Source organism: Sphingomonas arantia, from assembly GCF_042682045.1.
In the GTDB taxonomy this organism is placed as follows: Bacteria; Pseudomonadota; Alphaproteobacteria; order Sphingomonadales; family Sphingomonadaceae; genus Sphingomonas_R; species Sphingomonas_R arantia.
Genome location: NZ_JBHUGS010000002.1, coordinates 369,103 through 394,298 on the forward strand (window position 1 = coordinate 369,103; position 25,196 = coordinate 394,298).

The window sequence follows — 25,196 nt, forward strand, 5'->3', positions numbered from 1 at the left end:
CTCCTGCGCGGCACTGTATCCGCGCAATCCTTAACGTTGGCCTAGAATGCGTAACGCGCCCCGACGAGCAACTGCCCCGTCACGTCCGTATCGAATTCCTGCTGGTCGGTCGCGAAGATCGCGACGGTGGCGTTGCCGCTCAACCGGTCGGTCAGGCGACGATAGTAGCTGCTCGACACGCCGCCGGTCAGCACGCCGTCGGTGTCCGGCAGGCCGCTTTCGAACCAGCCGACGAAGATCTGGTTCGCCAGACTGGACCGTTCGTCGAGGGTGATGGTCGCGTTGGCCTGCGCGGTCACGCTGCGGTCGGTGACATTGTCGTACGCGATCCCGTTGGCGACCAGCACCGGCCCGAGATAGCGTCGCTCGTCATAGCCGATACCGAGCCCCACCGACAACGCGCCGCGGCGGTTGGTGTAGAGCGCGTTGACGCCGCGGGCGCGGTAGTTGGACGTGCTGGCCGATTGCAGCGCATCGTTGAAGCAGCCGCCGGTGCCCTGGTTACCGAACACGCACCCGTCGAACCGGTTGTTCAGGCTGTTGCGCGGCACCGAGAACTGCGTCGGCAAAGCGGACAGGTTGTTGCCGATCGACCGGCCGAAACTGTCGATGCCGTTATAGACACCGATCGTCAGCCCGCTGCGCGAATTGATCTGGTGGCTGAACGATCCGGTGACCGCCAGCTGGCCGTAGCGCCGCCCCACGGTGGCAACGAGCGTCGTCCGCCGGCTGGGGCGCCAGATGACGCCCGCGTCGTAGAACAGCCCATCGAAATCATAGGCGATCTGCCGCGGCGCGGACCGGTCGCCGACGAAACGACCCTTGCTGTCCACAACCGGCAGGCCCGCGGCGGTCCGCTGCACAGCCTGCTGCGACACGCGGATATCCTCGTATCCCACGCCGGCGGTCAGCGCGAGCGTGGGAGCGACCGGGACCAGCACCTCGGCCCGGACGAACTTGTTCCCGAACCGCTGGTCGAGTGGCTTGGCATCTTCGCGCGAATAGGAGCCGGACAGCGTCCAGCCGAACGGCAGCTGGCCAGGCTTCATGCCGACGCTGGCGTTCGCCAGGTGACTGACGGAACTGTCGTAGCGGTTCAGCCCGAACTGGCCGGTGCCAAGATCGGCGCCGTCGTCGCCGCCGAACCCGTTGTCGGTCTTTACATAGCCGAAGCGGTAGCCGGCGTTGATGTCCAGCGGGCCGACGCGGGTGGTCAGGCTCGGGCCGACATAACCGCCATAGACCTGCGCGACGTTGTTGCCGCGGCCGAGGAAATCGACGCCGCCGCCGCGCGCATCGACGCGCGTGCGGGTGGCGATGCCGCCGGCCTGGAGCGTCAGGAAGTTGGGCACGAGCTGGAAGCTGCCGCGCGCGATCCCGTTATGCGTATCGCTCGGCACGCCGCCGTCGCCGCCCCAGGGGAAGCGCCGTTCGTAGCGATAGCTGAGCGTTCCCTCGAGCCGCCGTCCGCTCGCGCCGGCATCCACCCCGGCCGCGAGCACGCTGTAGGTCAGCACGTCCCGTCCGCCGGTGATCGGCACGTCGAGCACCTGCAACGCCTCGATATACGGCGTGATATAGGTGGTACGCGGCGCCGCGATCGCGGCCGCACCGGGCATGCCGACGCTCGCGATTGCCGTGGCCAGGATGGTCGTCGAACGCATTCAGCCGACCTGCCCGTAATAGGACCCGAAGCGCCGGCCGCCAGACGCCAGCGCCGCCGCGTTCAGCAGCAGACGGATGTCGTCGCAACCGGACAGCAGGGCAACGGCCTCGCGCAGTTCCGTCTCGCCGGTTTGATCTGCGCGGACCACCATCACGACGCGGCCGACATGGTGGGCCAGTTCGGATGCGGGCGACGCCGCAAGCGCGGGAGGCGAATCGAACAGCACGATGCGGTTCGTGCGCTGCGTCGCGATCCGGTCGAGGACCGCGCGGGTGCGGTCGGATGCGAGCAACTCGGTCGCATCGTTGCGGATGCTGCCGGCCGGCAGAACCGACAGATTGCCGATGTCCGTCCGGATGATGCACCCTTCGACATCGAGCCGCGGGTCGGCGATCGCGTCCATTAGGCCGGGGCCGTCCTCCAGCCCCAGCAGCGCGGGGATCGTCGGCTTGGCGACGTCGGCATCGACCAGCAGGACCTCGAAGTCCTTTTCCGCCGCGATCGATAGTGCCAGATTGACCGCGCAGAACGTCTTGCCTTCGGCCGGCAACGCGGATGCCACGAGCAGCATCCGGTCGCGCGGCGTGGCATCGGCCGCGGTCGCGGCCTGGAGCAACTGGCGCTTCACCAGTCGGAATTCCTCGGCAATCGCCGTGACGCCGGCGTCGGGCATGACGAATCCGGCGGCGGTCAGCGCGTCGCGCGCAACCGATCCGCGACGATTGGGCGTCGCAGGGCGAGCCGCGTCCGTATACCGGCGGCCGAGTTCGAGCGGCGGGCGCGGGTCGGACCCGGGGCCGGGCAACCGTGCACGCGCTGCGGCATTGAAGTCGTAGACGTCGGCGGCGCGCTCGAACAGCGATCGGCGGGGTTCGGTCATCGGGGCGTTCCTCATGCTACCAGCCCCCGCTGGATAAATTCGATGGTCATCAACAGCAGGAAGCAGCCGACCAGACCAGCGACACCGCCGGCAAAGCGCAGCGTATGCTTGCGCCGCACCGCCTGTTGCGCCGGGGTGACCACCTCCGACACCGATCCGAGGACCGGCAGGCCCGTGGCCGACGCCAGCTTACCCGCGGTTGGGTAGGTCGTCGTCAGCTGGCCGCGCGCGAACGCGACCCCTGCCCCGGCACCCAGCGCGACGATCAGAATCCCGGCCAGCAGCAGCGGCCGCTTCGGTGCGACCGGCACCTGTGGTGCGGACGGCGGATCCATGACCTGTACTCGGACGGCGTCGGTCTTGGTGCTGACGTCTGCCCGCAACTGAACCTGCTCGCGATCAGCCAGCAGCTTGTCATATTGCGTTTTCAGGACGTCATAACCGCGGTTGAGCCGATCCTGTTCCGCGGCGACGGTCGGTTCCGACGCCTGGCGCGATGACAGCGAGCCGATCTCGGCCTGCAACGCCGCACGGCGCTGCGACAGGCCGGACACGGTCCCCTGCCGATCCGCCTGGAGCGAACGGATCGAGGCATAGGCCGGGTTCTGCACCGTCCCTGCGCCGCCGCCGCCCGAGGCGGGTTCACGCGCGACGTCGGACCGGGTCCGGGCGATCTGCGACCGCAGGGCGATCACGTCGGGATGCTGGTCGGTCAGCCCGCGGGCCATCGCCTCGCTCAGCTGCCCTTCGAGCGCCGAGAGACGACCGCGTGCGCCGCCGACAGCGCCACCGCCGCCATAATAAGGCGCGGGGATCGTGGCGGGGGTGCTTGCCAGCTGTCCACCCATCGCCGCCAGCGCGCTTTGTGCGGAAACCAGTTCGGTTTCGACCTGGCTGAGTTCGGCACGCTTCTGCTCCGCGCGCTGCTCGAACGAGCCGACGCCGGGCAGGAGGCCCATATATTTCTGCTGGAACGCCACACGGCGTGCCTCCGCCTCCGACAGCTGTGCGGCACGCCGGGCCAGTTCCTGGTTCAGGAAGGTCAGCGTCTGACCGGCTTCCTCGCGGCCGCCCATGACGTTTTCGGTCGAGAAGATCGTGACGAGCTGCTCCACCACGCGACGCGCCAGGACGGCGTTGTGCGCGTCGCTGTTACCACCGGCGGAGATCCGCGCACTGATCTCGAACATGTTGTCGGGCAGCGCCTTCACGGTCACCGCGTTGCGGAGCGTAGCAATATGTCCGTCGATCGTGCCGTCGTCGGCACCGACCGGGGCCATGCCGCTGCCCAGCACGACCTTGCGCAGGTTCGCGGCCGACAGCAGCGCGGACCGGACGCGGTCGATGTCGCCCTGCTGATCGTTGGGGCTGATCCCCATCGTGTCGCTCAGCATCGACTGGTTCTGGACCTGGACGCGCGCGGTGCTTTCGTAGCTGTTCGGGATCAGCGCGATGATCAGCCAGCCGAGCAACGCCACGGCCCACGCGACGCCGAGCGCGAGCCAGCGTTGCCGCCAGACCGAGTGCAACGCGATCTTCACTTCGTCGTAGAGGCCGTTCATCTTTACCTGCCGTTCCCGTCCGGTTCCGGTTCGTTGCCGCGCGTGCGGATCAGAACATGCTTTCCGGGATGATGATGACGTCGCCCGGCTGCAGCGCGACGTTCGCCTTGGCATCGCCCTGCTTAAGCAGGCGGCCGATGCGCAGGCTATATTCCATCTGCTTGCCGGTCGCGCGATCGAACCGGACTAGGCGCGCCTTGTTGCCCGACGCGAATTCGCTGAGCCCGCCGACCGCGATCATCGCGTCGAGTAGCGTCATGTTCGCGCGGTACGGGATCGACGCCGGCTTCTCGGTCGCGCCGACGATGCGGACCTGTTGCGAGAAGGTGCCCGAGAAATTGTCGACGATGACCGACACCAGCGGTTCACGCACGAAGGTGGCGAGCCGGTTCTTGATGTCGTCCGCAAGCTGCGCCGGGGTGCGGCCGACCGCGGGTAGATCGGCGATCAGCGGCGTCGTGATGCGCCCGTCGGGACGAACCTGAACCTTGCCGCCCAGTTCCGGGTTGCGCCAGACGAAGATCGTCAGGCTATCGAGCGGCCCGATGACATAATCCTCGCTCGGCCCCTGCGTGGACGAAACGAACGCCGCGGGCGGAAGCTGCGGCGCGGCCGAACCGCCGCCTGCGCAACCGGTAATGGCGGTGGCGACCAGCGCCAGGGTCAGGACGGTTGCACGCGTGTCGATCATCTTGGTCACCTTGGGCTTTTGCAGGGGGCGATACGGATCGCTCGATTATTGGACCTGCATCGGCGATACAGGTGAAGATACGGTTAGGAACGTCCCGGAGTTCGCGTCTTAACCCAAAATTTACCATCATTCGGGACAGATTGCAGCATCCCCGTCGACCAGCCGTTCGAGTGGTGCGGGGTGCCCCAGGAATGCGGCCGGGCTGGCGGTGGCGCCGTAAGCCCCCGCCATGAAGATCGCGACCAGATCACCGACCTCCGCCCGGGGCAGCGCAACGCGGTCCGCGAGCCGATCCAGCGGCGTGCAAAGGCAACCGACGATGCTGGCGGTCTCGGTCGGCTCTGCCCCGAAACGCGTGGCGATCGCCGCCGGATAGTTGCGTCGCACGACCGTGCCGAAATTCCCGGACGCCGCGAGTTGGTGGTGCAGCCCGCCGTCGGTGACGAGGAAGGTTTCGCCGTGGCTGTCCTTCCGGTCGACGATGCGTGAGAGGTAGACCCCGGCCTCCCCCACCAGCCAGCGGCCGAGTTCGATCGCGAACCGCGTTTCGGCCAGCACCGGGTCGCGGGTCGCGAGCGCGTTGATCAGCCGTCTGCCGATCACCGTGAGATCGAGCGGCGTCTCGTGCGGAAAGTAGGCGATGCCGAACCCGCCGCCTAGATTGACGAGCGGCGGCGCCGTCTCGCTGTCCCGGCTGACCCCCGCCGCGAACGCAATCGCAGACGCCTGCGCATCGGCGATTGCATCCGGATCGAGCGCCTGCGATCCGGCGAAGATGTGGAGCCCGCGATAGTCCGCGCCGCTCGCGACGATCCGCCGGACGAGCGCCGCCGCACGGTCCGCATCAACACCGAACGGCTTGGCCCCGCCCCCCATCTTCATACCCGACCCGCGCAGGTCGAAGTCCGGGTTCACCCGCACCGCCAGTCGTGGGCGAACGCCCTCCTCCGCCGCGATGCCGATCGCGCGTTCCGCTTCGCCTTCCGACTCAAGGTTGAGCGTCGCGCCGGCCAGGATCGCAGCGCGCAGTTCGCGGTCGCGCTTGCCGGGTCCGGCGAAGCTGATGTGCGTCGCCCCCGCCGCGACCGCCAGCGCGAGTTCGCCCCCCGACGCGACGTCGATCCCGTCCACCATCGGCACCATTCGCGCGAGCAGCGGCGCCCACGGATTGGCCTTCATCGCATAATGAAGCGACACGCCTGGCGGCATGTGCGCGCGGAACGCCGCGACCTGCGCCCGGACGCGGGCGAGATCGTAGACGAACAGCGGCGTATCGCCGGCGGCCGCGACATGGGCGGTGACGCCCTGCCCCGCGATCTGCAGCTCGCCGTCCACCGCGTCGAAATCGGCCGGGACCGTGCCCATCGCCTTCATGCGCCGGCTTCCTTGGCATATTCCGTCTTTAACGCGACGCGGTCGAGCTTGCCGTTCGCGTTGCGCGGCAGGGCGTCGCGCCAGATCACGCGGTGCGGCACCATGAAGTTGGGTAGGTCGCGCTTCATTGCGGAGAGCAAGCGGTCGTCGTCACCGTCCCCGCGCGCGACGAGCAGGACGCTCTGGCCGAGCCGTTCGTCGGCGATGCCGAGTGCCACCGCCTCCGCCGCGCCGGCTGCGACCGCCGCTTCCTCGACCTCGGTCGGGCTGATCCGGTTGCCCGCGGACTTGATAATCTCGTCGTCGCGGCCGACGAAGCGCAGCAGGCCATCCGCGTCGCGCATTACCGTATCGCCGGACCAGACCGCCATGCCGCCGCGGGTCGACGCCGCTGGAGCGGGCCGAAATCGTAACGCCGTACGCTCGGGATCCTGCCAATAGCCTTGTGCCACTAACGGCCCGGCATGGACCAGTTCCCCAGGTTGCCCTTCCACGGCGATCGCGCCGTCCGGGGTCACGACCAGTATTTCGGCGAACGGAATGGCGGTGCCGATCGAGTCCGGATGGTTGTCGATCAACGACGGGTCGAGATAGGTCGAACGGAACGCCTCGGTCAGCCCGTACATGGAGAACAGCCGGGCATCCGGGAAGAGATCGCGCAGCCGACGGACGAGCGGGACGGACAGCCGCCCGCCGGTGTTGGTGATCCGGCGCAGCGTCGGCGCTCCCTCCGCTGGCCACTTCGCTTCGACCAATTGAACCCACAATGGCGGTACGCCCGCCAGCGTGGTGATCCCCGCCTTCGCCACCGCCTTCACCGCATCGGTCGGCGTCAGGTAATCGAGCGGGTACGCGCAGCCGCCCGCCGCCCATGTGGCGAGCAATTGGCTCTGGCCATAGTCGAAGCTGAGCGGGAGCAATGCCAGCACGCGGTCGTCCCCCGCCAGCCTGAGATAATGCGCGACCGAGACCGCGCCCAGCCACAGGTTCGCATGGCTGAGCATGACGCCCTTGGGCCGTCCGGTCGATCCGGAGGTGTAGAGGATCTGGGCCAGTGTTTGCGCATCTGCTCCCAAAGCAGAGGGTGGAAGCGTCGTGGAACCGAGCGGGATCGCAAGCGCGTCGATCGCCTCGGCGGACCCGAGGTCGCCCGGTTGTAACGTGTCGAGCCTGGCCGGCTGGGTGATGAGCAGCACCGCACCGCTGTCCGCCAGGATGTGCGCGACCTGCGCGCGTTTCAACAGCGGGTTGATCGGCACATGGACCAGCCCCGCCCGCGCGCAGGCGAGCGGCAGCAGGCAGGCGATCCGCGTCTTGGGCAGCCAGCAGGCGATCCGGTCCCCCGTCGCCGCCCGCGCACGCAGCGCTGCCGCGAGCACGCCGACCGCATCGTCGAACGCCGCGTAGTCGAGCGTCCCGTCGCGATCGACGAGCGCGGGCGCGCCCGGATCGCCGCGCAGCGTCAGTCGGTCGAGCCGTTGCGGGACGGGATCGGGTCCATTAACCGGAACTTGCACTCTACCTCCCTACACTCAGCAGCGGCGCTTTTGCCGGGGATAGCGCAATGCTCGTTAACGTTCACCTCTACGACGATCTGGACGCGGTCGCGATCGACGCGGCGGGCGCGCTCGATCGCGATGCGCAGCCGGTGCTGTTCGATCGGATCGATTGGTTTCGGTTGATCGCCGCCCACTTGCCGGACCTGCGCCCGGTCGTGATCCGTGCCGAATGCAGCGGCAGCCGAGCGTGGCTGTTCCTGACCGACCGCGGTGGCGGGCGGGCGGAGGCGCTGGCCTGCTGGTACACGCTCGGGTTCGGGCCGGTTTTCGGCGGTGAGGGACCGCACGACGTGCTGCTCGCCGCCTGCGCAAAGAAGGCCCGGGCGCGGTTCCGCTCGATCACGCTGTCTCCGCTGGCCGATGACGATCGCGCGTTGGTCGAACGGGCGTTCGGCGCAACCGGTTGGGGCACGATCGCAACGCCCGCGACGATCCGGCGCACGACGGCGGTCGAGGGCGATTTCGCCGCATGGTGGGCGGGTCGCCCGGGCCAGTTGCGCAACACCGCCAAGCGCAAGGCGAAGGCGACACCGTTTCGGATCGCGATCGCGGACGGCTTCGATCCCGACCTGTGGGCTGCTTACGAGCGGGTCTATGCCGACAGCTGGAAAGGCGCCGAAGGATCGCCTGCCCTCCTGCGGACGCTCGTCGAGCAGGAAGGCGCGGCCGGCACGTTGCGGCTGGGGGTCGCCTGGCTGGCGGACGAGCCGGTCGCGGCACAGTGGTGGCTGGTCGAGCGCGGCCATGCGACGATCCACAAGCTGGCCTATGTCGAGTCGGCGCGCCCACTGTCGCCCGGCACCGTTCTGACCGCCGCGCTGTTCCGGCACGTGATCGACCGCGATCGGCCGGCGACGATCGATTTCGGGACCGGCGACGATCCGTACAAGGCGGACTGGATGGACGGCCGCGAGGTCCTATGGCGAGTGTATCTGTTCCGGTTGAGCAGCCCGTCCGCACTGTTGCGCTATGTCCGCGCCCGGGCGGCGGCGCTTGTCCGTACCGCCAAGGGCGGTTAGTGCCGGCCACCCGATTGGAGAAGACCATGAGCCAGGATGCCGCGATCATCGAGACGACCCTGCGATCGGTGCTGACCGACGTGCTGGGGATCGACGCCGCACGCGTGGCGACGTTCGTGTCGACCACGCCGCTGTTCGGCGCGCTGCCCGAGCTGGACTCGATGGCGGTCGCGGGCCTGCTGACCGAGCTGGAGGACCGGCTCGGCATCGTCGTCGAGGACGACGAGGTCGATGGCGAGATGATGGAGACGTTCGGCAGCCTGCTGCACTTCCTCCGGAACAAAGCTCTTTGAGCGATCCCGTCGCCGATGTCGCGCGCCTGACGATCCACGGCCGCGAGGAATATCTGCGCATCGTCGGTTCGGGCGATACCGCCGCCGTCCTGCTTGTCCCGCCGCTGTTCGGCGAGGCGAACCGGTGCCGGCGGTTGCTCGCCGACGTGATGGCTGAACTGGCGGTGCTCGGCCGCGGTAGCGCGCTGCCCGATCTGCCGGGCACCGGGGAAAGCCTGACACCGTTCGCCGTGGCGACGCTGGCCGACTGGCGGGCGATGGTCGCGGCGAGTGCGGCGCTGCTGCACGTGGCGACGGGCCGACCGGCGATGATCGCCTCGTTCCGTGGCGGGGCATTGCTGGACGATGCGCCTGAGCCTGCAGATGTTGCGGGTCGATGGCGCATGACACCCGTCGAAGGCGCGACCGTGCTGCGCGAACTGGGCCGGGCGCAGCGGATGGCGGCGACGTCCGGGGCACCGATTTCGGGGCCGGTGTTCGCCGGGACCGCATTGGCGACTGGTCTTGCTGGACCGCTGGCCGGTGCGTTGCCGGCCGGAGCTGCGCGGGTCGTGCGGTTGGCGGAGGACGGCAAGGGCGCGGACGAACGCTTGCCCGGATCGCCCATGTGGCGCCGCGCGGAACCGGGGCGCGACCGTGCCATGGCCAAGGCCATCGCGCAGGATATTGATCGGATGGCGGCGACATGCGCGAATTCCTGACCATCGACTGTGCGGGCGATCTAGTCGCCGCGACGCTCGATACTGCCGATGAACGTGCTCCTGCCGGTCTGCTGATCGTTGGCGGCGGGACCGAAATCCGCGCCGGTGCGCATGGCGGGATGGCACAACTGGCGGCGGCGGTGGCGGCGGCTGGGTGGCCGGTGCTGCGCTACGACCGGCGCGGGGTAGGTGACAGTGGCGGTGAGGATCCGGGCTTCGCTGAAAGCGGTCCTGACATTGCCGCGGCGGCGGATGCGTTGCGCTCACGGCTTGGCGCTGGCGGACGGGTCGTCGGGTTTGGGCTCTGCGACGGCGCGACGGCTCTAGCGCTGCATCACGCTCCGGCGAAACTCGATGCGCTGCTGCTCGCCAATCCGTGGGTCGTCGAGCCGGCGGGCGACCTGCCCCCGCCTGCCGCAGTGCGGGCGCATTATCTGGCGCGACTGACCGACGGGGCGTTCTGGAAGCGCCTGCTGACGGGCGGCGTCGATCTGCGCAAGGCGGCGCGCGGCGTTGCGAGCCTGGGTGCGGTGGCGGACGACAGCCTGCCGACGCGCATTGCAGCTGCGCTTTCCGCCGGGCGACGGCCGCTGGCGATCCTGCTGGCGAAGGCTGACGGGACCGCGATCGCGTTCGATGACGCCTGGTCCGGGCGCGCCTTCGCCAACGTGCGCGATGGGGTCGAGGTGGTGCGGATCGATAGCCCGTCACACACCTTTGCCGCGGACGCCGCCGCGATGCTGGCTGCTTTCGTAGTCGCCGGAATGGAGCGTTTCGCCTCGGACGCCTAAGCCGGTCCCCGGCGTAGGCCGCGGCCTGGGTGGCCGCGTTTCATCTAGGGCCCGGCCTACGCCGGGGAACGCATCCTACCCGGAGCGGAGCAAGCCGACGGCGGCATCGCGTTCGAACAGGTAAAGCGCCACCCTTGCCGCCTGTCCGCGCGGACCATCCAGGCCACCATCGCGGTCGACCAGCAGACGCGCGTCGGCCGTTGCTGTTTCGATTAGCGCGGCGGTCTTCTCCGGACTAGCGATCCGGAACTGCGCCTCGCCCGACTGGCGGGTACCGAGCATTTCACCAGCACCGCGTAGTCGCAAATCTTCCTCGGCGATACGGAAGCCGTCGTTGCTCTCCCGCATCAGCGCAAGCCTTGCCCTGCTCGTCTCGCTCAGCCCGTCGCCGCGCAGCAGGAGGCAGGTAGACTTGCCCGTCCCCCGCCCCACTCGCCCGCGCAACTGGTGCAACTGCGCCAGTCCGAACCGGTCCGCGGCCTCGATGATCATCAGCGTCGCGTTTGGCACGTCGACGCCGACCTCGATGACCGTCGTCGCGACCAGCACCTGCGTCTCGGCCCGCTGGAACGCGGCCATCACGGCGTCCTTTTCCGGACCCTTCATTCGCCCGTGGATCAGCCCGACCTTGTCGCCGAACCGCTCGCGCAACGTCGCGGCACGACTTTCCGCCGCGGTCAGGTCGCTGACCTCGCTCTCCTCGACCAGCGGGCACACCCAGTAAGCCTGCCCGCCTGACGCGACATGCCGCCCCAGCGCGTCCGCGATCTCGTCGATTCGCGCGCCGGACAAGACGCGGGTCTCGATCGGCTGGCGGCCCGGCGGCATCTCGTCCAAACGGCTGACGTCCATCTCGCCATATTGGCTGAGCGTCAGCGTGCGCGGGATCGGCGTTGCGGTCATGACGAGCAGGTGCGGCGGGCGTTCGGCCTTCGCCTGCAACAGCATCCGTTGCGCCACGCCGAAGCGGTGCTGCTCGTCCACCACCACCAGTCCGAGCCGGCGATAGCAGACTGCTTCCTGGAAGATCGCGTGCGTGCCGATCAGGATATCGATCGATCCGTCCGCCAGCCCCATCAGCGTCGATTCGCGCACGCGGCCCTTGTCGCGCCCGGTCAGGATCGCGACGTTCACCGGCAGGCCGGCCAGCGTCTTCACGAACGTCGCATGATGTTGCCGCGCCAGGATCTCGGTCGGGGCCAGAAGCGCGCCCTGCGCACCCGCCTCGACCGCCGCCAGCAGCGCCATCGTCGCGACCAGCGTCTTGCCCGACCCAACATCGCCCTGCAGCAGGCGGGTCATCGGTCGCGGCTGGGCCAGGTCGCCCTCGATCTCCGCGATCGACCGCGCCTGCGCCCCGGTCGGCGCATAGGGCAGCTCGAGCGCATCGCGCAGTCGGCCGTCGCCCTGCAACGGCACGCCCTTCCGGCGCCGCGACGACGCACGCAGCAGCATCAGCGCGAGCTGGTTGGCGAACACCTCGTCATAGGCGAGCCGGTCCTTGGCCATCGCATCGGTCGGATCGGCATGCGCGCGGACCAGCGCGTCGCGCCACGCCGGCCAGTCGTTCTTGGCCAGTAGCGTCGGCTCGATCCACTCCGGCAACTCCGGCGCGCGCGCCACCGCCTGCGTCACCAGCGCCTGCAACCGGCGGTTGGTGAGGCCGGCGGTCAGCGCATAGACCGGGTCGCGCGGCGGCAGCGCGGCGGCTTCCTCCGGCGTCATCACGTCCGGGTGGACGATCTGCAACCACTGGTCATAATGTTCGAGCTTGCCGGACACCGCGCGCGTCTCGCCGATCGGCAGCAGCGCCTTGGCCATCCCGGCATTGGCGCGGAAGAACACCAGCGCCACGATATTGCCCGCCGGGTCGGTCGCGATCACCCGCGACGGACTGCGCGGGCCGTTGCCGAGCCGGTGTTCGGTCGGCGTCACCACCACCGTCACCACGCGGCCGACATCGACCACGTCGAGTTCGGGCACGGCGGTGCGATCGATATAACCGGTCGGCAGATCGAACAGCAGGTCGACCGGGCGCGACAGGCCGAGCTTCGCCAGCGGCTTGGATAAGGCCGCGCCGACGCCCTTGAGCGACTCTACATCTGTGAACAGCGGATTGAGTATATCGGGTCGCATGACTATCTGCGTGCCCATAGACCCCGCCGAGGACGTTCGCCAAGACGTCCGCCGGCTTATTCGCGTTGGGACCAGAATGGACGTCACCACCCGCATCAAGCGCCAGCGGTTTCGCGCATGGCATCGCGGCACGAAGGAAGCCGACATGCTGATCGGCGGCTTCTTCGACCGCGAGCATGCTAGCTGGACGCTGGAGGAGATCGACTGGTTCGAGGCGCTGCTCGACGAGGAAGATGTCGAGATCATGGGCTGGGCGCTGGGCACGATCGCAGTGCCCACGCGGTACGAGGGCCCGATGCTCGAACGGATGCGCAAGCTGGACTACATCCCCGTCTCTGAGTGATGCCCAAATGACTCCCCTCCCCTTCACGGGAGGGGCTGGGGGTGGGTCGGCACGCGAAGACGTGTCGTTCGGCCTCCGACGCAGGAGCCGCCGTCTGCGCGGCGGCACCCACCCCCGGCCCCTCCCTTGAAAGGGAGGGGGGGTTCACGAAAGTCACGAATGCCCGACCTGAAGACGATCCTGACCGCGACCCATCCCCTCACCCTGTCGGGCGTGCCGACCGGGTTCCTTCCCTCGCTGGTCGCCGATCTGGCGCGAGCGGCCAAGGGACGCGCGGTGCTGGTGACGTCGGACGAGGCGGCGATGCGCGCGGTGGGCGATGCGGCGACCTGGTTCGCACCGGAACTTGAGGTCATTCAGTATCCGGCGTGGGACTGCCTGCCCTACGACCGCGCCTCGCCCTCATTGCGGTCCACCTCCGAACGGCTGGCCGCGCTCTATGCGTTGCAGGAGAAGACGACCAAGCCGCAGCTGCTCGTCACCACCGCCAACGCCGCGACCCAGCGGACGCTCACCCCGTTTCGCGTGCGGCAACTGGTCGCCAAGCTCGCACCCGGCGAGCGGATCGGGCGCGACCGGTTGGCGGCGTTGTTGCAGGCCAATGGCTATGTCCGCACCGATACGGTCGCGGATGCCGGTGAGTATGCGGTCCGCGGCGGGCTGGTCGACCTGATGCCGGCCGGCGCGCCGCACGCGTTGCGGCTCGATTTCTTCGGGGACGAGATCGAGAGCGTCCGGCAGTTCGATATCACCGACCAACGCACGATCGGCCGGATCGACGGCTTCACGCTGCTGCCCGCATCCGAGACGTTGCTGGACGAAGAGACGATCAAGCGTTTCCGCGGCGCATACCGCGAACGGTTCGGCGCCAGCGCGACGGGCGATCCGCTGTACCAGGCGATCAGCGAAGGCCGGCGGCTGGCGGGCATGGAGCATTGGCTCCCGATGTTCGAGGAACGGCTGGCGACTTTGTTCGATCACCTGTCCGACGACGACATCGTCGTGCGCGATGCTTCCGCCGATCCGTCGGTCGAGACGCGGTTCGAGGCGATCTCCGACTATCATACCAACCGCGTCCGGGCGCAGTCGTCCGACCCGGGTAGCTACCGCCCGCTTGCGCCCAACACGCTGTATCTAAGTCCCAAGGACTGGCAGGCCGCGATCGCCGAGCGCCCGGTCCACCTGATCGCGCCGTTCCACGAACCGGCAAGCGCCAGCGTCTTGGATTTCGGCGTCGACCCGGCGCGCGATTTCGCGCCGGAACGGTCGCAGCAGGTCAACATCTACGACGCGGTCGTCGATCATCTCGCGGCGCTGCGGAAGCAGAAGCGCAAGGTCGTGCTGGCAAGCTACACCAAGGGATCGCGCGACCGCTTCTCCGGCCTGTTGCGCGATCACGGGCTGGAGACATTCTCGCTGGCCGAAAGCTGGCAGGAGGCACTGGGCAAGGCGAAGGGCGGCGTGTCGCTCGCGGTCGTGCCCCTCGATCACGGTTTCACGACGCCCGACGTCGCTGTCCTGACCGAACAGGACATGCTGGGCGACCGGCTGGTCCGCCGGCCGAAGCGCAAGAAGTCGGCCGATGCGTTCCTTGCCGAACTCGCGACACTGACGCCGGGCGACCTCGTCGTCCACATGGACCACGGCATCGGCCGCTACGAGGGGCTGACCTCGATTCCGGTCGGCGCGTCGCCGCATGACTGCGTGATGCTGAGCTATGCCGGCGGCGACAAGCTGTACGTGCCGGTCGAGAATATCGACATCCTGTCGCGCTACGGCAACGCGGAGGACGGCGTCGGGCTCGACCGGCTCGGCGGCGTCGCGTGGCAGGCGCGCAAGAGCCGGATGAAGGAGCGCATCCGCGAGATTGCGGGCGACCTGATGGCGACCGCCGCCGCGCGCGCGCTCCGCCCCGCCGACGTGCTGGAGGTGGATCCGGGTGGCTATGCCGAGTTCACCGCGCGTTTCCCGTACCAGGAGACCGAGGATCAGGACGCCGCGATCGTCGACGTGCTTGCCGATCTGTCCGCCGGGCGACCGATGGACCGTCTGATCTGCGGCGACGTCGGGTTCGGTAAGACCGAGGTCGCGTTGCGTGCCGCGTTCGTCGCCGCGCTCGCCGGAATGCAGGTTGCGGTCGTGTGTCCCACCACGCTGCTCGCGCGCCAGCATTTCATGAACTTCGTCGACCGGTTCCAGGGTTTCCCGATGAACATCGGCCGGCTGTCCCGACTGGTGACCGCGAAGGAAGTCCGCCAGACCAAGGAAGGGCTGGCCAACGGCACGGTCGATATCGTGATCGGCACGCATGCGCTGCTCGCCAAGAACATCGATTTCAAGCGGCTCGGCCTCGTCATCGTCGACGAGGAACAGCGATTCGGCGTGACCCACAAGGAACGGTTGAAGGCGCTCAAGACCAACGTCCACCAGCTGACGCTGACGGCCACACCGATCCCGCGCACGTTGCAGATGGCGATGTCGGGCCTGCGCGAACTGTCCGTCATCCAGACGCCGCCGGTCGATCGGCTGGCGGTGCGGACCTATGTCATGCCGTGGGATCCGGTCGTGGTGCGCGAGGCGTTGCTGCGCGAGCATTATCGCGGCGGGCAGAGTTTCTTCGTCACGCCGCGCGTCGCGGACCTACCCGATATCGAGGATTTCCTGCGCCGCGAGGTGCCCGAGGTCCGCTACGTCATCGCGCACGGCCAGATGGCGGCAAGCGACGTGGAGGAGCGGATGTCCGCGTTCTACGACCGCAAGTTCGAGGTGCTCGTGTCGACCACCATCATTGAATCGGGGCTCGACATCCCGTCCGCCAACACGATGATCGTCCACCGCGCGGACCGTTTCGGGCTGGCGCAGCTGTACCAGATCCGCGGCCGCGTCGGCCGCGCCAAGACACGCGCCTACGCCTACCTCACCACGCCCGCCACGCGGACCATCACTGATACGGCGGAGAAGCGGCTGCACATCCTGTCGAACCTCGACACGCTCGGCGCCGGGTTCCAGCTGGCAAGTCATGATCTCGACATCCGCGGCGCGGGCAACCTCCTCGGTGACGAGCAGTCCGGGCACATCAAGGAAGTCGGGTTCGAACTCTACCAGTCGATGCTGGAGGAGGCGATCGTCGAGGCGAAAGCTGGATCGCTCCGCGACGACCGCGTGCGCGACCATTTCTCGCCGCAGATCACGATCGATGCGCCGATCCTGCTGCCCGACGACTATGTCATCGATCTCGACCTGCGGATGGGCCTGTACCGCCGCATGAACGAGCTCGACGACAAGACCGCGATCGAGGCGTTCGCCGCCGAACTGATCGACCGGTTCGGGCCGTTGCCGGACGCAACGCAGAACCTGCTGACGGTGATCGAGACCAAGCTGAACTGCCGCAAGGCGTGCGTGGCGAAGCTCGACGCCGGGCCGCGCGGCGCGCTGGTCAGCTTCCACGACGATCGCTTCCCGGACATTCCGGGGCTGCTCGCCTATGTTGATCGGCTGAAGGGGACGGCCAAGCTGCGCCCCGACAACAAGCTGGTCATCACCCGCCCCTGGCCGGACCCGAAGGCGCGCCTGCATGGAGCGTTGCAACTGTCCAAGGGTTTGGCGAAGATCCTCACCATCTGACGGGAGTGAAGCTGATGAAACCGATATTTGGTCTGGCGGCCATGCTGGTACTCGCGACCCCCGCGGTCGCGCAGCGGCCGGTGGCCAACCCGTTCAGCGACAAGCTGGCGTCGTTGAAGGACGTCCCACGCCGCGCCGTGCTGCGCCGGGCGATCCTCGACAGCAACCTGTGGTGCGACCGTGTGTCGCAGGATCTGCGCCGCGGCACGTGGCGCAACCTGTCGGTCTGGAACGCTCGCTGCGGCCGCGGGGCCGACTACGGCGTGTTTATCGGGCAGGACCAGTCGGTCCAGGTCCGGCCGTGCAAGGACCTCGCGTCCTTGAAACTGCCGCGCTGCACGCTGCCGCCCCGCGCCGTGGTTCAGAACACGGGCGCGCGGCAGACCCGCTGAGCCAGTCGGTCGCCGCCGTTACGCGGCGACCGTATCGTTCGTCAGGGCCGCACGGACGGCGTCGATCGCTGCCGGGGCTGCGGCGCCATCCGGCCCACCGCCCTGCGCCATGTCGGGACGGCCACCGCCACCCTGCCCGCCCAACGCCGCGACTGCAGCCTTAACCAGCACGACGCTGCTGAACCGATCGACCAGATCGGCGGTCACCCCGACTGCAACCGTGCCGCGGCCGTCTTTCTCCGCCACGATCGTGACGATGCCCGACCCGATCCGCTGCTTGGCCTCGTCAACCAGTCCGCGGAGGCCCTTCGGATCGAAGTCCTGCAGCGTCTGGGCGACGAACGGCACACCCGCGACCATCTCGGTCGGAGCGGCGTCGGTTGTAGCACCGCCGCCGGTCGCAAGCGCCTTCTTCGCCTCCGCCAGTTCGCGCTCGAGTCGCTTGCGATCATCAATCAGTCCCTGGACCCGCGCCGGGAGATCCTCCGGCCCGGTGCGCAGCGTCGTTGCGATCTCGCGCAGCCGTTCGTCGCGGGCGGTCAGCCAAAGACGCGCGGCCTCGCCGGTCAGCGCCTCGATCCGGCGGATGCCCGACGAGACGGCGGTTTCGCCGATGATCTTGAACAGGCCGATATTGCCGAGTGCCGCGACATGCGTGCCGCCGCACAGCTCGATCGAATAGGTGCCGTCCTCGGTACGGCCCATCGACAGGACGCGGACCTCGTCGCCATATTTCTCGCCGAACAGCGCCATCGCGCCCTCCGCGATCGCCTCGTCCGGCGTCATCAGGCGCGTGGTGACGACGTCGTTCTCGCGGATGTGACGGTTTACGTCGGCTTCGACGACCGCGATGTCCTCGGGCGTCAGCGGGCGCGGCTGCGAGAAGTCGAACCGCAGCCGTTCGGGCGCAACGAGGCTGCCGCGCTGCGCGACATGGCCGCCGAGCCGGTCGCGGAGCGCGGCGTGGAGGAGATGCGTCGCGCTGTGGTTGGCGCGGATCCGGCCGCGGCGGGCGACGTCGACCGCGAGGCGCACGGTATCGCCGACCGCGACACTGCCGCCCTCGATCCGCGCGCGGTGCGCGTGCAGGCGGCCGAGCGGCTTGCCGGTGTCGGCGACCGCGGCGTGCAGGCCGGTATCGGACGTGATCGTGCCGGTGTCGCCCACCTGGCCGCCGCTTTCCGCGTAGAACGGCGTCTGGTTGGTCAGGATGGTGACGGCGTCGCCGGTCTCGGCGCGCGGAACCCGCTCGCCTTCGCGCAGAATCGCGACGACCTTCGCCTCGCCTGCATGGTTACTGTAGCCGGTGAACTCGGTTCCGCCGAGCTCCTCGACGATGTCGAACCAGATCTCGTCCGATGCCTTCTCGCCGGAGCCCTTCCACGCGGCGCGGGCGGCGGCCTTCTGCTCGGCCATGGCGCTGTCGAAACCGGCGCGGTCGACGGTGCGGCCCTGGGCGCGCAAGGCGTCCTCGGTCAGGTCGTAGGGGAAGCCGAACGTGTCGTATAGCTTGAACGCGACCTGGCCGGGCAATTCGCCGTCGGCCGCCATGTCGGCGGTAGCATCGTCGAGCAGGCGCAGTCCGTTGGCGAGCGTCTGGCGGAAGCGGGTTTCCTCGAGCTTCAGCGTCTCTTCGATCAACGGCTGGGCGCGGACCAGTTCGGGATAGGCGACGCCCATTTCGGCGACGAGGCTCGGCACCAGACGGTGCATAAGCGGTTCGGCCGCGCCGAGCAGATGGGCGTGGCGCATCGCGCGGCGCATGATGCGGCGCAGGACATAGCCGCGGCCTTCGTTGGCGGGCAGGACGCCGTCCGCGACGAGGAAGCCGGCGGCTCGCAGATGATCGGCGATGACGCGGTGCGACGCCTTGGTCTCACCTGTCGCGGCGGTCCGGGTCAGGTCGCAGGAAGCGGCGATCAGCGCCTTGAACGTGTCCGTATCGTAGTTGTCGGTCACGCCTTGCATCACCGCGGCGATGCGTTCGAGGCCCATCCCGGTGTCGATCGACGGGCGTGGCAGCGCGACGCGGTCGTCCTTCGTCACCTGGTCATATTGCATGAACACCAGGTTCCAGATCTCGACGAAGCGGTCGCCGTCCTCGTCCGGGCTGCCGGGAGGGCCGCCGGGGATGTGGTCGCCGTGGTCGTAGAAGATTTCGGAGCACGGACCGCAGGGGCCGGTATCGCCCATCGCCCAGAAATTGTCGGAGGTCGGGATGCGGATGATCCGCTGTTCCGGAAGGCCGGCGATCTTGCGCCACAGGTCGAACGCCTCGTCATCGGTGTGGTAGACGGTGGCGGTCAGGCGGTTCGGATCGAGCCCCCAGTCGCGGGTCAGCAGGGTCCAGGCGTGGGTGATCGCCTGTTCCTTGAAATAGTCCCCGAACGAGAAATTCCCGAGCATTTCGAAGAAGGTATGGTGCCGCGCCGTGTAGCCGACATTGTCGAGATCGTTGTGCTTGCCGCCGGCCCGGACGCATTTCTGCGACGAGGTGGCGGTGACGTAGGGGCGCGTTTCGAGGCCGGTGAAGACGTTCTTGAACGGCACCATCCCGGCGTTGACGAACATCAGCGTCGGATCGTTCTGCGGCACGAGTGGCGCCGAGGGGACGATGCGGTGGCCGCTCCCCGCGAAATAATCGAGGAAGGAACGGCGAATATCGTTGGTCGATGTCATGCCGAGCGGCTTAATCGACGACCCGCCGCTACTCAAGCAAATCGGTCAGTCACGCATAGGCATAGGGCCCGCCGCGTTCCAAGGCGCGGCCATAGGCGGGCCGGGCGTGGCAGCGTTCGAGCCAGTCGATCAAATGCGGGCGGCTGCCGTCGAGCCCGGCGCGGGAGCGGCAGGCCTCGATCGGGAAGCTCATCATGACGTCGGCCGCGCTGAAATCCGCGCCGGCGAACCACGGGCGGGAGCCGAGTTCGGTCTCGAGCCAGTCGAGATGGGTGTCCATCATCGCCTGCACCGGCTTGCGGGCGGGAAGGCCCAGGACGCCGAGCTTGCCGAGCACCAGCAGCGCGAGGAGCGGCGGCATCATCGAGCCTTCGGCGTAATGGAGAAACTGCCGGTAGCGGAGCGCCGCGTCACGGTTGCCGGGTGCGCCGAGCCGTCCCCCTGCCCGTTCGACCAGATACTCTACGATCGCGCCGGTTTCGGTGATGACGCGGCCTTTGTCGACGATGACCGGGGACTTGCCGAGCGGGTGGACGGCCTTGAGTTCGGGAGGGGCCAGCATCGTCTTGGGATCGCGTTCGTAGCGCTTCACCTCGTAGGCGAGGTCGAGTTCCTCGAGCAGCCAGAGGATACGCTGCGACCGCGAATTTTCGAGGTGGTGGACGATGATGGTCATTTTTGGCGGGCCTGTGGCTGCGGGGTGACTGCGGGGTTCGGGGGTGACGGGGCAAAGACGATGGCGATCGGAGTCCGTGTAGGAAAGCGATGTCCTACGGTTTCGCGGTCGGACGATCCGGCGCGGCGACGACCCGATTTCCGGGCGTCATGAGCAAAAGCGATCTCGGCCCGAAAAAGATGCGGGGGGGGTCTGTGGGGGCTCAGGATTTCGCAGTTTCGGCGAGGAGTCTCTCGAGTCGGTCAGCGTTTTCCGATGCCGGTGCTGATAATGATCGGCGCGCGGCAGTGATCGATACGGCGATCAACGGCGAGATAATGGTTGGCCGGCGGAAGGTCGGCCAGCTTCTGGGCCTTGCCGGATTTCGAGTCGGCGGTCTTGCGGACTTCCATTTCCTGGCAGTGTTTGGGGTCTGCGCCGATCGACGGCGTCGGCAGAACCGGTGGCGCGGCGCTTGCGGCGATGGGGGCAAGTGTCAGCAGCAGGGGCAGGATACGCATGGCGTGTTCCTCTGGTTGGTAACCGGAGAATGACGCGGATCGGGTTTCCCTACAAGTCGGGTTCCGCCCGATACCAAACCGGCCGCGCCTCCTGGTGGAAGCGCGGCCGGGTGGTCGGTCGGAGGGGCGAAGATCAGTCCTCTTCGGGTCCGGTCATCATCTGTTCGGCGACGCCGGCTGCGTTGTCGCGGATCGCCTTTTCGAGGCGGACGGCGACGTCCGGATGCTCCTTAAGGTAGGTCTTCGAGTTCTCGCGGCCCTGGCCGATGCGGATCGAGTCGTAGCTGAACCAGGCACCGGACTTCTCGACGACGCCGGCCTTGACGCCGATGTCGAGCAGCTCGCCCATCTTGGAGATGCCTTCGCCGTACATGATGTCGAATTCGACCTGCTTGAACGGCGGCGCGACCTTGTTCTTCACGACCTTCACGCGGGTCGTGTTGCCGACGATTTCGTCACGGTCCTTGATCTGGCCGATGCGGCGGATGTCGAGCCGGACCGAGGCGTAGAATTTGAGCGCGTTGCCGCCGGTGGTCGTCTCGGGCGAGCCGTACATCACGCCGATCTTCATGCGGATCTGGTTGATGAAGATGACGAGCGTCTTCGACCGGCTGATCGAGCCGGTGATCTTGCGGAGCGCCTGGCTCATGAGACGAGCTTGGAGGCCGACATGGCTGTCGCCCATCTCGCCCTCGATTTCCGCGCGGGGCACGAGCGCCGCGACCGAATCGACGACAAGCACGTCGATCGCGTTCGACCGGATCAGCGTGTCGGTGATTTCTAGCGCCTGCTCGCCATTATCGGGCTGCGACACGATCAGTTCGTTCGTGTCGACGCCGAGCTTGCGGGCGTAGCTGGGGTCGAGCGCATGTTCGGCGTCGACGAACGCGGCGGTGCCGCCCGCCTTCTGCGATTCGGCGATGACGTGGAGCGCCAGCGTGGTCTTGCCCGACGATTCGGGGCCGTAAATCTCGATCACGCGGCCCTTGGGCAGGCCGCCGATGCCGAGCGCGATGTCGAGCCCGAGCGAACCGGTGGAGACGGCTTCGATTTCGACCGCTTCCTTGCTGCCCAGCTTCATCGCGGAGCCCTTGCCGAATGCGCGATCGATCTGCGCCAGCGCGGCGTCGAGCGCCTTCTGCCTGTCCATGTCGGCCTTTTCCTTCTCGGATCCGATAAGCTTCAGTTGCGCCGCCATGGTGTCGATCCCCGCATGTCAGGTCCAGTCCGGACAGGACTTTCCATGTACGCGCTTTGTTCTGTTGGAACAAGTAGGGAACGGCGCCGCGTTGGCGGTTTGTTGGAGTGTGGTCGTGGTTTCGTTTCGCACAGTCGGGCGTGGATAAGAAGCGGGATCCCGGATCAAGCCCGGGATGACGATGTATGGGACCTGTTCCATCGGCCGCGCGGATCGGCTAGCGGCGGCGCGAAGGAGAGCGCCGATGTCCGCCAACCGGGTTACCGCATGACGCGGACGTCGCCGATGCAGCGCGCGCTGGTCGCGGGCTTGCTGGGGCTGGTGTCGGCCACCGGGTTCGCGCCGCTGGGGGCGTGGCCGCTGACGATCGGTGCGCTGGGGGGGCTGCTGTACCTGCTGACCCAGGCGCACGGGGTGCGGCAGGCGGCGGCGATCGGCTGGTGGTTCGGGCTGGGGCAGTTCGCGCTCGGGCTGAACTGGATCGCGACGGCGTTTACGTATCAGGCGACGATGCCGGCGTGGCTCGGCTGGCTCGCGGTGGGGCTGCTGTCGATCTACCTCGCGGTGTTTCCGGCGATCGCGGCGGCGGTCGCGTGGCTGGCGGGCGGACGGCGGACGATGCCGCTGATCTTTGCGTTCGCGGGCATCTGGCCGCTGACCGAGTGGGTGCGGGCGTCGCTGTTCACCGGGTTTGCGTGGAACCCGCTTGGGGTTGCATGGATGGGCCTGCCGACGGCGCAGGCGGCACGCTATATCGGGACCTACGGGCTGTCCGCCCTGATGGTGCTGGCGGGCGGTGCGGTGCTGGCGGCGGCGTTGCGCAAGCCGGGGACGACGGCGGCCGCCGCGGTCCTGCCGCTCGCGCTGTCGCTGACCCCCACGCCGGCGGCGCGCGACACGGGCCGCGCGATCCATGTGGTGCAGCCGAACATCGACCAGGATGCCCGCAACGAGCCCGACTATGCCTATGACGGGCTGCTGAAACTCGGCGCGCTGTCGCATCGGCCGGCTGCGGATGCGCCGCCGCGGCTGCTGTTCTGGCCGGAGGCGGCGGTCGAATATTATCTGGAGACCGACCGGCTGGCGCGCGAGGCGCTGACCGGGCTTTTGCGCCCCGGCGACCTGCTGGTGACCGGCGGGACGCGGCTGGAACGTGACGACCGGGACAATGTGATCGGGGCCCGCAACAGCCTGTTCGTCATGGATGCGCGCGGGCGGTTGCTGCACCGTTACGACAAGGCGCATCTTGTGCCGTACGGCGAATATCTGCCGATGCGCGCGCTGCTGTCGCCGATCGGGCTGTCGCGGCTGGTACCGGGCGATATCGATTTCTGGCCGGGTCCGGGGCCGCGATCGTTCGCGCTGCCGGGGTTCGGCAAGATCGGCGTGCAAATCTGTTACGAGATCATTTTCTCCGGCCATGTGGTGGATCGCGCGAACCGGCCCGACTTCATCTTCAACCCGTCGAACGATGCGTGGTTCGGCGCGTGGGGCCCGCCGCAGCATCTGGCGCAGGCACGGTTGCGCGCGATCGAGGAGGGGTTGCCGGTCGTGCGTGCGACGCCGAACGGCATTTCCGCGCTGATCGATCCCGCCGGGCGACTGGTCCGCACGATCCCGACGCACCGCGCCGGCGCGATCGATACCACCCTGCCCGCGCCGTTCGCGGCGACGCCGTTCGCGCTGTTCGGCAACCTGTTGCCGCTCATGGTGGCATTGGCACTGTTGGCCATTGCCGCGATTGCGCGGCGGTCGAAGCGCGGCTAAGGCAGATATAAGGATAGCTTTATATCTTTATATGCGGTGTCTTCTACGACGCCCGTTCTACTGGAAAGGCTGCTTTTACCCATGCGCGATACGTTCCTGTTCACTTCCGAAAGTGTCTCCGAAGGCCATCCCGACAAGGTTGCCGACCAGATCTCAGATGCGGTCGTCGACCTGTTCCTGGGCAAGGACGCGCAGGCGCGCGTCGCGTGCGAGACGATGGTGACGACGCAGCGCATCATCCTGGCCGGCGAAGTCCGCGGCGAAGGCATGATCGACACGGCCGGCAACTGGTCCGCCGGCGCGCTTGACGAGATCGAGGCCGCCGCGCGCGAGACCGTGAAGCGGATCGGGTACGAGCAGGAAGGGTTCCACTGGCAGACCGCCGATTTCGCGAACCACCTGCATCCGCAGTCGGCGCACATCGCGCAGGGCGTGGACGAGAGCGGCAACAAGGACGAAGGCGCCGGCGACCAGGGCATCATGTTCGGTTACGCGACCGACGAGACGCCCGACCTGATGCCCGCGACGCTGTATTACGCTCACCGCATTCTGGAGAAGATGGCGGAGGATCGCCACAGCGGCGCCGCACCGTTCCTGGAGCCGGACGCCAAGAGCCAGGTGACGCTCGAATATCAGAACGAGAAGCCGGTCCGCGCGACCGCGCTGGTCGTGTCGACGCAGCACGGCAAGGGCGCCGATCAGGCGATGCTGCGTGACTATGCCAAGGGCGTGATGGCCGGGATCCTGCCCGAGGGCTGGATGCCGGGCGACGAGTCGATCTTCGTCAACCCGACCGGGCTGTTCGAAATCGGCGGGCCGGACGGCGACGCGGGCCTGACCGGGCGCAAGATCATCGTCGACACCTACGGCGGCGCATCCCCGCATGGCGGCGGCGCATTCTCCGGCAAGGATCCGACGAAGGTCGATCGTTCGGCTGCCTATGTGACGCGCTACATGGCGAAGAACATCGTGGCGGCGGGCCTGGCGCGTCGCGTGACGATCCAGCTGAGCTATGCGATCGGCGTGGCCGAGCCGCTGTCGCTCTATGTCGACACGCACGGCACCGGTCAGGTGGACGAAGCGGCGATCGAGCGCATCCTGCCGCAGCTGGTGCGCCTGACGCCGAAGGGCATTCGTACGCATCTGAAGCTCAACGCGCCGATCTATGCGCGGACCGCAGCCTACGGGCACTTCGGCCGCCAGCCGGACGGCGACTTCTTCACGTGGGAGAAGACGGACCTGGTGGAAGAGCTGAAGCGCGCTTTCTAAGGCCGGCTTCATTGCGGACCTGATGCGGGATCCGGGGTGGCGGGCTTTGGCCTGTCACTCCGGATCCCGTTTCGTT

Annotated in this window: 20 protein-coding genes; 9 read left to right on the forward strand and 11 right to left on the reverse strand. The window is 68.0% G+C overall.

What is annotated here, in order from left to right; genetic code table 11:
- Positions 1 to 41: 41 nt before the first annotated feature.
- From ACFSGX_RS07500 to ACFSGX_RS07525, 6 genes are all read right to left on the reverse strand, one after another.
- Entirely contained in the window at positions 42 to 1,664 is a 1,623-nt protein-coding gene (locus ACFSGX_RS07500; protein ID WP_380928776.1) for a porin family protein, read from the reverse strand.
- Complete coding sequence (locus ACFSGX_RS07505; RefSeq protein ID WP_380928777.1) at positions 1,665 to 2,561, reverse strand: AAA family ATPase; 897 nt, start codon at positions 2,559 to 2,561, stop codon at positions 1,665 to 1,667.
- Complete coding sequence (locus tag ACFSGX_RS07510) at positions 2,558 to 4,108, reverse strand: XrtA system polysaccharide chain length determinant (protein WP_380928779.1); 1,551 nt, start codon at positions 4,106 to 4,108, stop codon at positions 2,558 to 2,560. The genes ACFSGX_RS07505 and ACFSGX_RS07510 overlap by 4 nt, the downstream gene beginning before the upstream one ends.
- A gap of 49 nt (positions 4,109 to 4,157) precedes the next feature.
- Positions 4,158 to 4,799, reverse strand: coding sequence for an XrtA/PEP-CTERM system exopolysaccharide export protein (locus tag ACFSGX_RS07515; RefSeq protein ID WP_380928781.1), 642 nt, complete (start codon positions 4,797 to 4,799; stop codon positions 4,158 to 4,160).
- A 126-nt stretch (positions 4,800 to 4,925) separates the two neighbouring features.
- A complete protein-coding gene (locus tag ACFSGX_RS07520) occupies positions 4,926 to 6,173 on the reverse strand; it encodes a pyridoxal-dependent decarboxylase, exosortase A system-associated (RefSeq protein WP_380928782.1) in 1,248 nt (415 codons plus the stop codon).
- Positions 6,170 to 7,690, reverse strand: coding sequence for an acyl-CoA ligase (AMP-forming), exosortase A system-associated (locus ACFSGX_RS07525; RefSeq protein ID WP_380928784.1), 1,521 nt, complete (start codon positions 7,688 to 7,690; stop codon positions 6,170 to 6,172). Before ACFSGX_RS07525 ends, ACFSGX_RS07520 begins: the two co-directional genes overlap by 4 nt.
- 47 nt (positions 7,691 to 7,737) lie before the next feature.
- Between ACFSGX_RS07525 and ACFSGX_RS07530 the strand changes: the two genes are divergently transcribed.
- Genes ACFSGX_RS07530 through ACFSGX_RS07545 form a run of 4 tightly spaced genes read left to right on the forward strand, consistent with a single transcriptional unit; the run spans position 7,738 to position 10,536 of the window.
- Positions 7,738 to 8,751 carry a GNAT family N-acetyltransferase gene (locus tag ACFSGX_RS07530; protein WP_380928786.1) on the forward strand — a complete coding sequence of 338 codons (1,014 nt, stop codon included), beginning with the start codon at positions 7,738 to 7,740 and terminating at the stop codon, positions 8,749 to 8,751.
- A 26-nt stretch (positions 8,752 to 8,777) separates the two neighbouring features.
- Positions 8,778 to 9,044 (forward strand): acyl carrier protein, encoded by a 267-nt coding sequence (locus ACFSGX_RS07535; protein WP_380928787.1) that lies wholly within the window; start codon positions 8,778 to 8,780, stop codon positions 9,042 to 9,044.
- Entirely contained in the window at positions 9,041 to 9,745 is a 705-nt protein-coding gene (locus ACFSGX_RS07540) for an alpha/beta hydrolase family protein (RefSeq protein WP_380928789.1), read from the forward strand. Before ACFSGX_RS07535 ends, ACFSGX_RS07540 begins: the two co-directional genes overlap by 4 nt.
- Complete coding sequence (locus ACFSGX_RS07545) at positions 9,730 to 10,536, forward strand: hydrolase 1, exosortase A system-associated (RefSeq protein WP_380928791.1); 807 nt, start codon at positions 9,730 to 9,732, stop codon at positions 10,534 to 10,536. The genes ACFSGX_RS07540 and ACFSGX_RS07545 overlap by 16 nt, the downstream gene beginning before the upstream one ends.
- A 75-nt stretch (positions 10,537 to 10,611) precedes the next feature.
- Here the strand turns inward: ACFSGX_RS07545 and recG are convergent, their stop codons facing one another.
- Positions 10,612 to 12,672: an ATP-dependent DNA helicase RecG gene (recG, locus tag ACFSGX_RS07550; protein ID WP_380928793.1), complete on the reverse strand. Its 2,061-nt coding sequence runs from the start codon at positions 12,670 to 12,672 to the stop codon at positions 10,612 to 10,614.
- Positions 12,673 to 12,748: 76 nt separating this feature from the next.
- Here recG and ACFSGX_RS07555 point away from each other — a divergent pair, with 76 nt between their 5' ends.
- The 3 genes from ACFSGX_RS07555 to ACFSGX_RS07565 all read left to right on the forward strand — a co-directional run bounded on the left by ACFSGX_RS07555 (position 12,749) and on the right by ACFSGX_RS07565 (position 17,031).
- Positions 12,749 to 13,015: an FAD assembly factor SdhE gene (locus ACFSGX_RS07555; protein ID WP_380928794.1), complete on the forward strand. Its 267-nt coding sequence runs from the start codon at positions 12,749 to 12,751 to the stop codon at positions 13,013 to 13,015.
- Between the two features lie 159 nt (positions 13,016 to 13,174).
- On the forward strand, positions 13,175 to 16,639 hold the full coding sequence (gene mfd / locus ACFSGX_RS07560) for a transcription-repair coupling factor (RefSeq protein WP_380928796.1): 3,465 nt from the start codon (positions 13,175 to 13,177) through the stop codon (positions 16,637 to 16,639).
- Between the two features lie 14 nt (positions 16,640 to 16,653).
- Positions 16,654 to 17,031 carry a hypothetical protein gene (locus tag ACFSGX_RS07565; RefSeq protein ID WP_380928797.1) on the forward strand — a complete coding sequence of 126 codons (378 nt, stop codon included), beginning with the start codon at positions 16,654 to 16,656 and terminating at the stop codon, positions 17,029 to 17,031.
- Positions 17,032 to 17,049: 18 nt separating this feature from the next.
- Here the strand turns inward: ACFSGX_RS07565 and alaS are convergent, their stop codons facing one another.
- The 4 genes from alaS to recA all read right to left on the reverse strand — a co-directional run bounded on the left by alaS (position 17,050) and on the right by recA (position 22,084).
- On the reverse strand, positions 17,050 to 19,710 hold the full coding sequence (gene alaS / locus ACFSGX_RS07570; RefSeq protein WP_380928798.1) for an alanine--tRNA ligase: 2,661 nt from the start codon (positions 19,708 to 19,710) through the stop codon (positions 17,050 to 17,052).
- A gap of 49 nt (positions 19,711 to 19,759) precedes the next feature.
- The gene (locus ACFSGX_RS07575) at positions 19,760 to 20,386 is read right to left on the reverse strand and encodes a glutathione S-transferase family protein (protein ID WP_380928799.1); all 627 of its coding nucleotides are present in this window, start codon (positions 20,384 to 20,386) and stop codon (positions 19,760 to 19,762) included.
- 242 nt (positions 20,387 to 20,628) lie between these two features.
- Entirely contained in the window at positions 20,629 to 20,886 is a 258-nt protein-coding gene (locus ACFSGX_RS07580) for a hypothetical protein (RefSeq protein WP_380928801.1), read from the reverse strand.
- A gap of 133 nt (positions 20,887 to 21,019) precedes the next feature.
- Positions 21,020 to 22,084, reverse strand: coding sequence for a recombinase RecA (recA, locus tag ACFSGX_RS07585; protein WP_380928802.1), 1,065 nt, complete (start codon positions 22,082 to 22,084; stop codon positions 21,020 to 21,022).
- Positions 22,085 to 22,351: 267 nt separating this feature from the next.
- Here recA and lnt point away from each other — a divergent pair, with 267 nt between their 5' ends.
- Positions 22,352 to 23,851 (forward strand): apolipoprotein N-acyltransferase, encoded by a 1,500-nt coding sequence (gene lnt / locus ACFSGX_RS07590; RefSeq protein ID WP_380928803.1) that lies wholly within the window; start codon positions 22,352 to 22,354, stop codon positions 23,849 to 23,851.
- Between the two features lie 81 nt (positions 23,852 to 23,932).
- On the forward strand, positions 23,933 to 25,120 hold the full coding sequence (gene metK / locus ACFSGX_RS07595) for a methionine adenosyltransferase (RefSeq protein WP_157177518.1): 1,188 nt from the start codon (positions 23,933 to 23,935) through the stop codon (positions 25,118 to 25,120).
- Positions 25,121 to 25,196 lie beyond the last annotated feature (76 nt).